This is a genomic window from Curtobacterium sp. NPDC090217, assembly GCF_044746705.1.
Lineage (GTDB): Bacteria > Actinomycetota > Actinomycetes > Actinomycetales > Microbacteriaceae > Curtobacterium.
Genome location: NZ_JBIVCR010000008.1, coordinates 27,416 through 42,245, shown reverse-complemented (window position 1 = coordinate 42,245; position 14,830 = coordinate 27,416). Strand labels below are relative to the sequence as shown.

Sequence of the window (14,830 nt, the reverse complement as noted above, 5' to 3'; positions counted from 1 at the left end):
GCCCGGTCACATTCCGAACCCGGAAGCTAAGCCTCTCAGCGCCGATGGTACTGCAAGGGGGACCTTGTGGGAGAGTAGGACGCCGCCGGACTTCTCTTGCAACACCAGGGAACCCCTGACCAGTACTGGTCAGGGGTTTTCTGCGTTCCACGACCGTTCCAGGACTGTTCCAGGACCGCTCCAACGCCATCCACTGGGCCGCCGCAGCCGGGGTCGCCCGCGATAGGATCGTCGGCGTCATGACTGCGCCATTCACCACCGCCACCGGTTCCGACGTCCGCGTCCGATTCTGCCCCTCGCCGACGGGGACGCCCCACGTCGGCCTCGTGCGGACGGCCCTGTTCAACTGGGCCTACGCCCGGCACACCGGCGGCAAGCTCGTGTTCCGCATCGAGGACACCGACGCGGCACGGGACAGCGAGGAGTCGTACCAGCAGATCATCGAGGCGCTGCGGTGGCTGCAGCTCGATTGGGACGAAGGCGTCGAGGTGGGGGGACCGCACGGCCCCTACCGGCAGTCCGAGCGGTCCGACGTCTACGAGGACGCCATCGCGAAGCTCAAGGACGCCGGCCACCTCTACGAGTCCTTCGTGACGCCGGAGGAGATGGAGGCGCGGAACGTCGCGGCCGGTCGCGACCCCAAGCAGGGCTACGACAACCACGAGCGCGACCTGACCGACGACGAGCGCCAGGCGTTCCATGACCAGGGGCGTGCGCCGGCGCTCCGACTCCGCGTGCCGGACCGGGATCTGAGCTTCGACGACCTGGTCCGTGGCGAGATCACGTTCAAGCAGGGCACGTTCCCGGACTTCGTGGTGGTGCGCCCGAACGGCAAGCCGCTGTACACGTTCACGAACCCGGTCGACGACGCGCTCATGGGCGTGACGCACGTGCTCCGCGGCGAGGACATCCTGTCGTCGACGCCGCGACAGATCGCCCTCTACGAGGCGCTGTTCGAGATCGGGATGGCCGAGTTCATCCCGCGCTTCGGGCACCTGCCGTACGTGATGGGCGAGGGCAACAAGAAGCTCTCCAAGCGCGACCCGGAGTCGAACCTCTTCCACCACCGGGCGAACGGCATGATCCCAGAGGGGCTGATCAACTACCTCGCGCTGCTCGGTTGGTCGATCGGTCCCGACCGCGACGTGTTCTCGATCGACGAGATGGTCGAGGCGTTCGACGTCGCCGACGTGAACCCGAACCCCGCCCGGTTCGACCACAAGAAGGCCGAGTCGATCAACGGTGACCACATCCGCCTGCTTCCGCCGGCGGACTTCCGGGACCGCCTGAAGCCGTACCTGACCGAGTACCTCTCGGACCCGGCCACCCCCGAGCAGGAGCACGTGCTCGAGGCCGCGGCGCCGTTGGTGCAGGAGCGCATGCAGCTGCTCAGCGAGGCCCCGGGGATGCTCGGGTTCCTGTTCACCGCGGACGGCGACCTCGTCGTCGAGGAGGACGCGCTCGCGAGCCTCAAGGGCGACCCGACCGAGGTCCTCACCGCGAGCATCGCCGCGCTCGAGCCGCTCGACGACTGGCGGACCGAGGGGATCGAGGGTGCGCTCCGCGTCGCGCTGATCGACGGTCTCGGCCTGAAGCCGCGCCTGGCGTTCGGTCCGTTGCGTGTCGCGGTCTCCGGTCGTCGGATCAGCCCGCCGCTGTTCGAGTCGATGGAGATCCTCGGCAAGGACTCGACGCTCGCACGGCTCCGCGCACTCTCGGCTCGCTGACGTGTACGACGTCGCGGTGATCGGTGCGGGGCCCGCTGGTCTCAGTGCCGCGCTCAACCTGGTGCGGGCGAAACGGTCCGTGCTGCTGCTCGACGCGAACCGTCCGCGGAACGCCGCCACCTTGCGGTCGCACGGCTTCCTGACTCGCGACGGGGTGTCGCCGCTCGAGCTCCGGAAGCTCGGACGCGCCGAGGTCGAACAGTACGCAGAGGCCACGGTCGTGCAGGCGATCGTCGACAGGGTCGCTCCGGACGGCGACGGCTGGCGCGTGCACGGGACCTGGCGCGGCGCCGAGGTGGACGAGACGGCGCGCACGGTGGTCATCGCGACCGGGCTCCGTGAGGAGTTCCCGGCGTTGCCGTCCCTGCGGGCGTTCTACGGCACCGCGATGCACAGCTGCGTCGAGTGCGACGCCTACGAGCGGTCCGGCGAACCCCTGGCGTTCGTGTGCGAGACCGCCGACGTCGTCGACCGGGCGCTGCTCATCGCGGCGTGGACCGACGACCTCGTCGTGTACACGAACGGCACCGCGCCCCTCGACGCCGACGGTCGCCGCCGGCTGGCCGACGCGGGCGTGCGGATCGACGAGCGCCCCGTCGTCGACTTGGAGGGGGATCGGTCCGGGATGACCGGCGTGCGCCTCGCAGACGGCCACGTGGAGCCGCGCACGGGCGGGTTCGTCCGGCCGACGTGGCACGTCGACCTGGACTGGGTCGACGCGGCACTCGACCGCGACGCCGAGGGACTCGTGGTGGTCGACCGCGTCGGACGCACGACGGTCCCCGGGCTGTACGCCGTCGGCGACGTGACCCCGCCCGGGCCCGAGCAGCTCATCGTTGCCGCAGGGCACGGTGCGACGACCGCCGCCGCGGTGCACCGCGACCTCGTCGGTGGTCTTGCGGACCTCCGGGATGCTGTACAGTAGATGACCGTGCCCCGGACAACGGGGACGGAAGACCGACAGGTCTTTTGGGGTATGGTGTAATTGGCAACACAGCGGTTTCTGGTACCGTCGTTCTTGGTTCGAGTCCAGGTACCCCAGCAGATGTGAGAACGGCCCCCGGGATGTCCCGGGGGCCGTTTTCGTGTGCCGTTCACAGCACGTTCAGCGGAACCCGCGAGGATGCGCAGAACCGCAGGATGTCCGCACCCGCCGTCGTCACCCCTGGAACGGGGACCACTCGTCGACTTAGTGTCCGAGTGGCCGTACCGGACGGGCGGTCAGCAGACGATCCAGGGGAACTGCCATGACGTCCACCGACGCATTGCTCCACCACCGTTGGGACCACACCGCTGTGATCCCCGCCGCGGACGACCACTCGGTCCTCGACCGCTGGGCACGCGTCGTGACCGCGTACCCGGACGAGCCGGCCCTCGCCGGCAACGGCCGCGCGTGCACGTTCGCCGAGGCGGATGCGCTCGCGTCGTCGCTCGCCGCGGTCCTCGCCGAGCGGCTGCACCCCGACGACCGGACCGGAGCCGGCGTCGGCGCGGTCCCCGGCGGTGCTCCCGTCCCGATCGGCGTCATGGCCGGGCAGACGACCGAGGGCGTGGTGGCCGTCCTGGCGCTGACGATGGCGAACCGCGTCGTGGTGGTCCTCGACGACCACCTGCCGGAAGCCCGGCTGCGCCACGTGGTCGAGCTCGCGGGCGTCTCGGAGGTCCTCGCGGACGCCGAGCACGCGGACCTCGCCGCCTCGGTCATCGGCGACGCCGGCCCGGTCCACGACCTGGACGCACTGCTCGACGCGTCGGCGGACGCCGCGGACCGCACGGCCAGCGCCGATGCGGTGGCGCGGAGCAACGGCATCGCCGAACAGGAGCGACGTGGGACAGACCCTCTCGTGCTGGTCTTCACCTCCGGGTCGACCGGCATGCCGAAGGGCGTCGCGATGACCCACCGGCAGCAGCTGCAGAACGCCGAGCAGGACGCCGTCGCGCTCGGGCTCCGACCGGGGGACCGGTTGGGTCTCGTGCTCCCGCTGTCCTTCGCGGCCGGCTACCTCATGGCCTTCGACACCCTGTTGAACGGCGGGGCCATCGTGCTCCTCGACCCGCGGGACCTCGGCACCGAACGACTCCTCGAGCGGATGCCGGAGGAGGACGTGAACGTGCTCGTCTGCACCCCGCACCTCCTCCGGTCCATCGTCCAGACGAAGCAGGCGGTCCCCGGCGGCGCACGGCTGCCGTTCCGCTTCCTGATGACCGTCGGCGAACCGATCACCGGCACGGACGTCATCGCCGCGCGCCCGGTGCTCGACGCCGGGACGGTGATCTGGAACGGCTTCGGCGCGAGCGAGATGGGGTGCGTCGCGTACTGCTCGGTCACTCCGGGCGACGACGTCGCTCCCGGCGTGATCCCCGCCGGGTTCCCGCTCCCCGGCAAGACCGCCAGGATCGTCCGCGAGGACGGCACCCCGGCCGACCTCGGCGAGACCGGCGAGCTCGTGATCGAGTCCGACGGCCTCTCCGCCGGGTACTGGGGCGCACCGGACAAGACCGCCGAACGCCTCGGCGCGACGGACGACGGCACGCCGACGTGGCGTCAGGGCGACCTCGCGAAGCTCGAGGCCGACGGCAGCCTGGTGCTCCTCGGCCGCTCCGACGACGCCGTGAAGGTCCGCGGGTACCTCGTCGAGCCCAGCGAGGTCGAGGCAGCGCTCCGCGCCGTCGAGGACGTGCACGACGTCGTCGTCACCGCGCTCGTCGAGCCGCCGGCCGTCACCCGCCTCGTCGCCTACGTCGTCGGTCGCCCTGGACGTCGGACCCCGGCACCCGCGGCGATCCGCCGTGCGCTCCGTGATCGGCTGCCGGAGTACATGGTGCCGGCGTCGATCGTCCCGATGCCCGAGCTGCCCCGCAACGAGCGCGGCAAGGTCGACCGCGCGCTGCTCCCCGGCGCGCCGTCGATCGAGACCGAGATGGTGGAGGGCGAGTACGACCAGTGGGAGCTCGTCGTGGGGCAGATCTGGGCGGAGGTCCTCGGCCTCCGCGGTGTGCACCTCGACGAGGACTTCTCCGCACTCGGCGGCGACTCGCTCTCCGCCGAGGAGATGCTCGCGATCGTGCACGCCCGGCTCGGCGTCGACATGCGCGCGTCCGAGCTGCTCGAGCACCCCACGCTGCGCACCTTCGCACGGCACGTCCGCTCTGGAACCAGCGCGCTGCCGAGCCACCCGGACATCGTGAAGGTGTCCGAGGCGCGGACCCCTGGACGCCCGCCGGTGTTCTGCCTGTCCGGCGGCGGCGCGCTCGGCCTGACGTTCCTGCCGCTCTCCCGGTACCTGCCGGAGCACGACGTCTACGCGATCCAGCAGCACGGCCTGGAGCGGCGCGCGATCCCGGACCGCAGCATCGAGCAGAGCGCCCGGCGGTACATCGCCCTGATGCGCATCGTGCAGCCGCGCGGCCCGTACATCATCGTCGGGCACTCGCTCGGCGGCATCGTCGGACTCGAGGTGGCACGGCTCCTCACCGAGGCGGGGGAGGAGATCGAACACCTCGCACTGCTCGACTCGTACCTGCCGCGTACCCGGACCGAGGCCGCGCAGCTCAACTTCGCCAGGATGCAGCCCCGTGAGCCGCGGAACGCCGCCGTCCGAGCGCTCCGGCACGGTCTCGACCGCGCCGTGAAGCGCGTGCTGCCGTCCGGCGTGCCGTACGGGGACCTCTTCGTGCGTCGTGCGCGGGCCTACGGCGCCGGGGTGCTGCGCTACGGCGGCCAGAAGGACTTCGACGCGATGTTCGACCACGCCGAGATGATCGTGCGCCGGCACACGCCGACGCCCTTCCACGGGCGGTCGACCTTCGTGCTCGCGGAGGACAACCCGGACGTCGAGCGCTGGTCCTCGGTGCTCCGCGGGGACAACCGCACCGTGCACATCCAGGCGGAGCACACGTCGCTGCTGCGCGAACCGCACGTCGCGGAGCTCGCGGCGGAGCTGCGCGCCGCCCTCGGGACGGACCCGACCCGGTCCTGACGGCCCCAACAGACCGACGGGAGGCTCGTGGCGACCCCGCCACGAGCCTCCCGTCCGTCCCGGGGCGACCCGACGACCCACCGCAGCCCGCTTGCGGGTTTCCGTATCCGCACCCGCGGCCCCGCAACGGATCACCGATCGCATTGACCCGTCACCCCGCCCCGACGAAGGTGGGAATCCCCAGGGAACGGCGTACCCCCGCTCCCGACGGGAACGACGGTGCACCCTCACCGCCGTGCACCGCAGCTGACGTACCCGCGTCCTGAGTCCTCGCGTACCCCGAGGACCATCGACCGTCGCCGTGACGGTCTTCCCGATTGCAGCCCTGAACCCGACAGGAGCACCATGTCCGCCAGCACGATCCGTCCCCTGGACCCTCGCGTCTCGGTCGTCATCCCCGCGCGCAACGAGGCGAGGAACCTCGAGATCATCCTCCCGAAGCTCCCGCCGGTGTACGAGGTGATCCTGGTCGACGGCAACTCGGTCGACGACACCATCGCGACCGCGCAGCGCCTCATGCCCTCGATCAAGGTCGTGCAGCAGACCCGGAAGGGCAAGGGCAACGCGCTCGCCTGCGGGTTCGAGGCCGTCACCGGCGACGTCGTCGTCATGTTCGACGCCGACTGCTCGGCGGACCCCGACGAGATCCCGCGCTTCGTCGACGCGCTCGTCGCCGGCGCGGACGTCGCCAAGGGCACCCGATACGCCCTCGGCGGTGGGAGCGACGACATCACGATCGTCCGCAGCCTCGGCAACCGCGGTCTGAACGTGGTCTGCAACCTGCTGCTCGGCGCCCGTTACACGGACCTCTGCTACGGCTACAACGCCTTCTGGGCGGACACGCTGCCCAAGATCGGCCTGCTGTCCTCGACCCTGCCGAAGCCCTCCGACGGCTCGATGCTGTGGGGCGACGGCTTCGAGATCGAGACGATCCTGACCTGCCGCTGGTCCGCCGCGGACCTGGCGATCTCCGAGGTGCCGAGCCACGAGAAGCTCCGCGTCCACGGCACCAGCAACCTGAACGCCGTGACCGACGGCATCCGCGTGCTGAAGTCGATCATGCACGAGCGTCGCCGCGCCTCCGAGGCGCAGGCACGCGCGCGCCTCACCCCGGTCACGCCCCGCGTCGTCCCGACCGCCGTGCCGGCACTGGACGAGGAAGCCGCGTGAGCGTCCCGACGGTCGCGGTCGTCATCTGCGCGTACACGCAGCAGCGGTGGGGCGACCTGCAGGACTCGGTCGAGTCCGCGAAGCGACAGCCGAACGCCACCGAGGTGGTCGTCGTCATCGACCACGAGCCCGAGCTGTTCCTGCGTGCGACGGCGCGCTGGCCGGAGCTGCTGGTCGTCGAGAACTCCGAGGACCGGGGCCTGTCCGGCGCGCGGAACACCGGCGTGGCGCTCGCCGAGTCGGAGGTCGTGGCGTTCCTCGACGACGACGCGACCGCCGACGACGACTGGCTGGCCCACCTCGTCGAGGCGCTCTCGTTGCCGGACGTCGTCGGCGTCGGTGGTCGGGCGACCCCGTCGTGGCCGACCGCGACCGGTGCGGGTCCCTACCCCGACGAGCTCCTGTGGATCGTCGGCTGCAGCTACACCGGACTGCCCACCGAACCGGGCGACGTCCGCAACGTGATCGGCTCGAGCATGGCGTTCCGCCGTGACGTGCTCCTCGCCGCCGGCGGGTTCCGGTCCGGGATCGGCCGGGTCGGCAACCAGCCGCTCGGGTGCGAGGAGACGGAGCTCTGCATCCGGATCGCGCAGGCCGACCCGACCGCGAGGATCCGCTTCGAGCCGCGGTCGAACGTCTCGCACCGTGTGTCCCCTGATCGCGTCGCGATGCGGTACGTGCGGCGCCGGAGCTACTACGAGGGCATCTCGAAGGCGGTCCTCAGCCGTCGTGTCGGGGCGAAGGACTCGCTGTCCAGCGAGTCGACGTACCTGACGAAGGTGCTGCCGAAGGCGCTGTTCCGTGAACTCGGTCGGCTCGGGCGAGGCGGCGGGACCCGTGCGGTCGCGATCGTCACCTGTGTGCTCGGTACCGTGACCGGCTACGCCGTCGGCCGGTTCCTCGGCGGCGTCGTGGTGGCGTCGCCCGCACCCGTCCCCGTCGCCGTGCAGCCGGTGGGTGCACCGTGACGCGTGCGACCCTGGCGATGGTCGTCTCGCCGATCACCACGGGTCCGCTGTTCCCCACGTGGGACGGCGCCCTGTGGGTCGGCGAGGTCGACCGCGCGGACGTGCACGCCTCGAGCCACCGCGACGTCATCGCGCTCGACGGGGCCGAGGGGTACCGGCGTGCCCGGCTGCTCGTGCGCGACCACGGCGAGCCCCTCGGGTTCGTCGAGGCGGAGATCACCGAGCGCCGCCGCATCGGCGCGACGATCGACGTCCGCTCCCTGCAGCGCGCGATCCGGCCGATGCCGGCGCCGGCAGCGCGGGTCTCCTCGGTGTCCGGGACGGCAGCAGGTCTGGTGCTGCCGTCCGTCACCGTCGTGCTCTGCACGGACGGTGCTTCGGACTCGACGATGCGCTCGGTGCTCGCCTGCCGGTACCCGTCCTTCGACGTCGTCGTGGTCTCGCACGCGGCCGAGCCGGGTGACGACGCCGTCGTGACGATCGACGGCCGCACGGTGACCACGATCGCCGCACCGTCCGGCGGGCTCGCCGCAGCGCGGAACGCCGGCCTGCTCGCGGCGACCGGTGCGGTCGTCGCGTTCGTCGACGAGGGGGCCGTCGTCGACGCCGGGTGGCTCGACGCCCTCGGGACCGCGTTCGCCACGGACCCCGACGTCGCGTGCGTGACCGGCCTCGTGCCCAGCGCGGAGCTCCGCACCCCGGCGCAGCGGTGGCACGACGAGCGCACCCCGGCGGCCAGGACGATCCGTCGCCGTGTCCTGCGGCTCGGCGACGACCCGGGCGACCTCCCACTGCACCCCTTCGCCGCGTCCGCGTACGGCACCGGGGCGAACCTCGCCGTGCACCGCGCGACGGCCCTCCGGATCGGCGGGTTCGACACCGCCTTCGGACCGGGCACCCGCGTCGGCGGCGGGGACGACCTCGACCTCTTCACACGACTGCTGTTCGCGGGTGCCGCGATCGCGGTCGAACCCGCCGCGATCGCGTGGCAGCGATCGGCGGACGACGTCGCGTCGTTGCGCCGCGCCGCCGCAGCGAACGGCCACGGACTCGGAGCCTGGATGACCAAGAACGCCTTCGACCGCGAGACGCTCGCCGCGTCGATCGACGCTGCTCCCGAGGCCATCAGCGCCTTCGCGCGCCTCGGATTCGAGCAGGGGGACCGTGCGGCTGCCGTCGACGGGTCCGCCGCGTCCGAACCGCTCGACGTCGTCGACGCCGAGTTCGCCGCGACGAAACGTCGGCTCCGCGGGGTCGAACGACGGTCGGCGTTCACGGCGCCGTTCCTCGCGCTGCGCGAACGGATCGGCGGCGCCGGGACGATCGACCGGACGGCGCACGGTCGGCACGAGCTGCAGCGTGGTCTCGAGACCGCTGGACCGGTCCGGGAAGTCCCGACCGGTGCGATGGGGCCAGCTGCGCGCCTCGTCGCGTCCGGCCTCCTGGTGGGCGTCCTCGTCCTCGCCGCGGTCGGACAGCTCGTCGGCGTCCCGGTGCTCCGTGCGAGCGCGACAGCGGTGTTCCTCTTCGCGCTGCTCGGCGTCGCGCCGCTGCTCTTCCTGCGGCCGATGCCCCTCGCACGCTTCGCGGTCTTCGCGGTGACCGGGTCCTTCGTCGCCACGATCGGCATCGGCTACACGATGGCGACGTTCCACGTCTGGGACCCGGTGGCTCCGTTCGTCGTGGTGGTCGTGGGCACGGCGCTCGCGGTGGCGGTCGCCGTGCCACGTGACCTCGCCGAGCTCCGCCGGGCACGGTACGTCGCCGACGACGCTCCGACGCGGCGCCGGTGGGGGACCACCGCGACGGTCACGACGCTCTCGGTGGCCGGGCTCGCCGTGGTCGTCGTCACCGCGCTCACGCACACGGGCGACCCGATCAGGGACGGCCTGTTCGGCAGGCTCGGCGCCGGGCTCGTCGTGGGACTGGCGATCGTCGTCGCCGCGGCCGTGGTCGCGCTGGTCCGGGGCCGTGCCGTCGCCGTCCCCGTGGTGGTGTTCGGCGGCGCGATCCAGCTGGCGCAGGCCATCACGTACGGCATGCCCACGGTGATGGCGGCCGCTCGGCACATCGGCGTGCTCGAGTACATCCGGCAGTACGGCGGGACCAACCCCGCCGCTGACATCTTCCAGACGTGGTCGGGGCTCTTCGCCGCCGGTGCCTGGGTGGCCGACGTGGGCGGGATCCAGAACGCGATGGTCATCGCCGCGTGGGTCCCCGTCCTCCTGGCCTTCAGCACGACGATCGCCTCGGGTGTGCTCGCGTCGCACTGGCTCCCGGGACCACGGCGTCCGTGGATCGCGGCGTTCCTGATCGCGATGACCGGGTCGCTCAACACGACCTACTTCTCGCCGCAGTCGGTCGGCATCCTGCTGTCGCTCGTGATCCTCGTGCTCGCGACCGGACCGCTCCGCAGCGTCGACACGACGTCGGTGAACGGGATCGTCGCCGCGAAGCCGCGGGCCCGGAAGGTCGGGCTGTCCCGGATCGTCGGGATCGCCGCCATCGGCATCGTGCTGGCCGTGACCCACCAGATCTCGCCGTACCTGACGGTCGCTGCGCTCGTGGTGCTCGTCGTCTTCCGCCTGGTCCGCCCGTGGTGGCTGCCGTTGGTCGTGCTCGTGCCCGCTGTCGTGTTCGCGGTCATGAACGGCAACGTGCTCGACAAGTTCCTGTCCCTCGCGAACGTCGGGCGGGTGTTCGACAACGTGCAGCCGCCGTCCCACGGATCGACCCTCCTCCCGCAGCCGCTCGTCACGCGGCTGGCGTTCGACGTCCCGGCCGCCGCACTCGTGGTGCTCGGGCTCGCCGCCCTGGTCACGGTGCTGCTCCGTCGCGACCGCGTGCACTGGGGGCTGCTCCTCGCGGCGGCGAGCCCGGTCTCGTTGCTCGTCGCCACGAACTACGGCCAGGAGGGCATCTTCCGCGTCGTCCTCTTCGCCACCCCGTGGATCGCGATCCTCGCCGCGGCGCTGCCGATGCCGACCGGACGGCTGGCGTGGGCAGGCTCTGCCGTGCGCCGGGTGATGCGCCCGGCCGGTGTGCGGGCCGTCGTCGCGGGAGCCGGCATCGCCGCGCTCGTGGCCATCGGGGCGTTCGGGCAGACCGCACTCGACTGGAACCGCGTGATGACGCGCAGCGAATCGGCCGCCACGCAGTACTACGACCGGACCGCGCCGAAGGGCTCGGTGATGCTCCTCACGGGATCCGCGATCGCCGTGCCGAGCAACACCGGTGCCCGGTACTTCGACGTCTCGTACCTGACCCGTGAGGCCCTCGGCAACTACCAGGACCCGTCCGGCACCTACGACCCGGAGGCCGACGTGTCCGACATCACGGCGAAGCTCGTCGACACGTGGCCGGCGACCCAGTACTACGCCCTCGTCGCCGAGCCGTTCGGCGCCTACGGCGAGCGCTACGGGTACCAGACGGACGCGCACTACCAGGAACTCGCCCGGGCGATGGCGTCCTCGCCGTACTGGAAGCGCGTGTGGTCGTCGGGCACGACGGCGATGTACGAACTGACCCGCGAAGGGATGCGTCATGCAACCAGGTGACAGACGAGGGCCCCGGCGGACACGGCGAACGATCGCCGCGTCCGCCGCGGCCGTGCTCGCGGTCGTCGCGGCACTCGTGGTGGGTCCGGGGCTCGCGGAGACGGCCGGAGCGGCGACGCCGACGGCCGACTGCAGCGCCGGTCGGGTGCTCAACGTCGTCGCGCACCCCGACGACGACCTGTTCTTCCAGGGCACCGCGCTCCGGAAGGACATCGACGCGGGGCGGTGCGTCCGCTCCGTCGTGGTCACGGCCGGTGACGCGGGCTACCCCAGGTACTACTGGGAGAGCCGCCAGGAGGGCCTCGAGGCGGCCTACGCGGAGATCGCGGGCGTCGCGTCCGACTGGACCACCGGTTCCCTCGTCGTCGCGGGCCGGACGCTCCACACCGAGACACTGACGGCCGACCCCCGGATCAGCCTGGTGTTCATGGAGCTCCCGGACGGCAACGTCGAGGGGAACGGGTTCTGGGGCGACGGCTACCAGAGCCTGCAGCGGCTGTACACGGGCGACAGCAGTTCGATCAGCACGGTCGCGGACGCGTTCCACAGCGCGACCTACACGCTGGCCCAGTTGCGGTCGACGCTGCTCGGGATCGTGCAGGACTTCGCGCCGAGTGACATCCACACCCTCGACTACGAGGGGTCGTACGGCGACGGCGACCACAGTGACCACCACACCGTCGGGTACCTCACCGACGAGGTGCAGCAGCAGTACAGCGGCTCGCACACCTTCACCGGGTACATGGGGTACCCGATCTCGGACCGGCCGTCGAACCTCACCGCGGCGCAGACGGCCGCGAAGTCCGACGCGTTCTACACGTACGCGCCCTACGACGACCTGACGTGTGCGTCCGCCGACGCCTGCTCGAGCCGACCGGAGTCGTCGTGGCTGAGCCGCGAGTACACCGCCGGTTCGACCGCCCCGACCGAACCCAGCGATCCCGTCGATCCGGGCCGGACCGACGTCACGGGCAGCGCCACGGTCACGGCCAGCGCGGAGAACCCCGCTGACGGCCAGACCGCGCTGAAGGCGGTCGACGGGGTCGTCAGCGGGTACCCGGACGCGCCCACCGCCGAGTGGGTCGCTCCGTCTGGTCGTGCGGGCACGTGGATCCAGCTCGGGTGGTCCGGCGGCACGACGCTGTCGTCGATCGACCTCGCGGACCGGCCGAACGGCAACGACCAGGTGACCGGCGGCACGCTGACGTTCTCCGACGGGTCGAGCGTCACCGTCCCGGCGCTCCCGAACGGTGGAGCGGTGCAGACCGTCACGTTCAGCGCCAGGCAGGTGGCGTGGGCGCGCTTCACGGTGACGTCGGTCAGCACCACCACGGAGAACATCGGGCTCGCCGAGATCCGCGCGTACGCACCGGCAGGCACCACGACCCCGCCGCCGACGTCCGGACCGACGAACGTCACGGCGGCTGCGACGGTGACGGCCAGCGCGGAGAACCCCGCTGACGGGCAGACCGCGGTGAAGGCGGTCGACGGCGTCGTCAGCGGGTACCCGGCGAACCCGTCGGCGGAGTGGGTCGCCCCATCGGGCCGTGCCGGCACGTGGATCCAGCTCGACTGGGCGGGCGGCACGACCCTGTCCCAGGTGGACCTCGCCGACCGGCCGAACAGCAGCGACCAGGTCACCGGCGGGAAGCTGACGTTCTCCGACGGGTCGAGCGTGACGGTCCCGGCACTCGCCAACGGCGGCACGGTGCAGTCGGTGACGTTCGCCGCGCGGCAGGTCACGTGGGTGCGGTTCACGGTCACGGCCGTGAGCGCGAGCACGCAGAACATCGGGCTCGCGGAGATCCGGGCGTGGGCACCGGCGGGGACCTCGACGCCGACGCCGACCCCCACCCCGACGCCGACGCCGACCCCGACGCCGACGCCGACCCCGACGCCGACGCCGACGCCGACGCCGACCCCGACGCCGACGCTGTCGGACGTCACCGGCTCGGCGACGCCGTCGGCGGTGGCGGACAACCCGGCGGACGGTCAGACCGTCGCGAAGGCGGTCGACGGCGTGCTGTCCGGCTACCCGGCGAACCCGTCGGCCGAGTGGGTCGTGCCGTGGGGGCGGACCGGGATCTGGTACCAGCTCGACTGGTCGAAGCCGGTCGCCCTGCAGCGGATCGTCCTGTACGACCGACCGAACGCCAACGACCATGTCACGAGCGGGACCCTGACGTTCTCGGACGGCAGCCAGGTCGCCGTCGGTGCGCTCCCGAACGACGGTTCGGCGCTGACGGTCGACTTCACCGCCAGGAACGTGACGTGGGTCCGCTTCACGACCACGGGGGTCTCCGGCAGCACCGTCAACGTCGGGCTCTCGGAAGTCCGCGCGTGGGCGACAGCGGGATGACGACCGACGACGATCGCGTCGGCGACCGCGACGTCGACGCTGTCCGTCCGCTCGACCAGCTGGCTGCGGCGGCACACGGTGCGGCGCCGGCACACGGTTCCGGCATCGCCCGGCACCGTGTGCCGTTCCGCGCCGGTGGACGGCGCACCGCCTTCGCGGTCGGAGCACTGGTCGTCGCGGCCGGGGTGGTCGCGGCATCGACGACGACCGCGACCGGAGACGGCGCCGACCCGAGCGGGGTGAGCATGCCGACGAGCGACGGCAGCGGGTGGAACCGGGTCTTCTCGGAGGACTTCGACGACAGCACCCCGACGGGCGGATTCGAGGCGGACTACGCCGACCGGTTCTCCGTCTACCACGGGTTCGCGGACACCGCTGGGACCGGGCGGTACCAGTCGTCGGCGCTCACCGCGCACGACGGCATGCTCGACATGCGCCTCCGGACCACCAAGGGCGGCACCCCGCTCGCCGGTGGGATCGTGCCCCTGGTCGACGGGCGCTGGGGCGGGCAGACCGCCGGGCGCTACAGCATCCGCATGAAGAGCGACGAGGTCGACGGCTACGGGGTCGCCGTGCTGCTCTGGAGCGACGAGAACGTCTGGTCGGACGGTGAGATCGACTTCCCCGAGGGAGCGCTCGGCGCGCCGGCCTCCCTCAACGTGCACTGCCTCGAGGACCCCGCGGAGAAGTGCGTCCAGTACGAGACGGCCGCGTCCCTGGCGGACTGGCACACGTACACGATCGAGTGGACACCCGCGCGGATGTCGTTCCTCGTCGACGACGCCGTCGTGGCGACGACGACCCAGAGCATCCCCACGTCGCGCATGCACCTGGTCGTGCAGGCCGGTTCGAACGCCGGACACCCGCCGCGGAGCGCCGCCGGGTCGCTCCTCATCGACTGGATGACGATCGACGTTCCCGTGGACGGGGCCGAGCCGCAGGCGACCCTGCCGTCCGGCGGCCGACCGGTGCCCGACGACGGGACCTGGACCGCCGACACCTCGGGCGACTGAGCCGACCCGGTACCGCCGCGCCGGGCCGGTTGCGGCGGTAGCGTCGCGCCGATGCC

8 protein-coding genes, 1 tRNA gene and 1 rRNA gene are annotated in these 14,830 nt (G+C 71.9%); all 10 read left to right on the top strand.

Going from position 1 to position 14,830, the window contains the following annotated elements:
• A 5S ribosomal RNA gene (rrf, locus tag ACIPJ2_RS19000) occupies window positions 1–91 on the top strand; the annotation flags it as partial.
• A gap of 148 nt (window positions 92–239) precedes the next feature.
• The gene (gene gltX, locus ACIPJ2_RS18995) at window positions 240–1,727 is read left to right on the top strand and encodes a glutamate--tRNA ligase (protein ID WP_402730152.1); all 1,488 of its coding nucleotides are present in this window, start codon (window positions 240–242) and stop codon (window positions 1,725–1,727) included.
• A 1-nt stretch (window position 1,728) separates the two neighbouring features.
• Window positions 1,729–2,652, top strand: a complete 924-nt coding sequence (locus tag ACIPJ2_RS18990; protein ID WP_402730151.1) for an NAD(P)/FAD-dependent oxidoreductase — start codon at window positions 1,729–1,731, stop codon at window positions 2,650–2,652.
• A gap of 45 nt (window positions 2,653–2,697) precedes the next feature.
• Window positions 2,698–2,769 (top strand) — tRNA-Gln (locus ACIPJ2_RS18985).
• 205 nt (window positions 2,770–2,974) lie between these two features.
• Window positions 2,975–5,707 carry an alpha/beta fold hydrolase gene (locus ACIPJ2_RS18980; RefSeq protein WP_402730150.1) on the top strand — a complete coding sequence of 911 codons (2,733 nt, stop codon included), beginning with the start codon at window positions 2,975–2,977 and terminating at the stop codon, window positions 5,705–5,707.
• Window positions 5,708–6,052: 345 nt separating this feature from the next.
• On the top strand, window positions 6,053–6,877 hold the full coding sequence (locus tag ACIPJ2_RS18975) for a glycosyltransferase family 2 protein (protein WP_402730149.1): 825 nt from the start codon (window positions 6,053–6,055) through the stop codon (window positions 6,875–6,877).
• Window positions 6,874–7,845, top strand: a complete 972-nt coding sequence (locus ACIPJ2_RS18970) for a glycosyltransferase family 2 protein (protein WP_402730148.1) — start codon at window positions 6,874–6,876, stop codon at window positions 7,843–7,845. The genes ACIPJ2_RS18975 and ACIPJ2_RS18970 overlap by 4 nt, the downstream gene beginning before the upstream one ends.
• Complete coding sequence (locus ACIPJ2_RS18965) at window positions 7,842–11,402, top strand: glycosyltransferase (protein ID WP_402730147.1); 3,561 nt, start codon at window positions 7,842–7,844, stop codon at window positions 11,400–11,402. Before ACIPJ2_RS18970 ends, ACIPJ2_RS18965 begins: the two co-directional genes overlap by 4 nt.
• Window positions 11,389–13,761 carry a PIG-L family deacetylase gene (locus ACIPJ2_RS18960; protein WP_402730146.1) on the top strand — a complete coding sequence of 791 codons (2,373 nt, stop codon included), beginning with the start codon at window positions 11,389–11,391 and terminating at the stop codon, window positions 13,759–13,761. The genes ACIPJ2_RS18965 and ACIPJ2_RS18960 overlap by 14 nt, the downstream gene beginning before the upstream one ends.
• The gene (locus ACIPJ2_RS18955; RefSeq protein WP_402730145.1) at window positions 13,758–14,774 is read left to right on the top strand and encodes a glycoside hydrolase family 16 protein; all 1,017 of its coding nucleotides are present in this window, start codon (window positions 13,758–13,760) and stop codon (window positions 14,772–14,774) included. The genes ACIPJ2_RS18960 and ACIPJ2_RS18955 overlap by 4 nt, the downstream gene beginning before the upstream one ends.
• The last annotated feature ends 56 nt before the right edge of the window (window positions 14,775–14,830 follow it).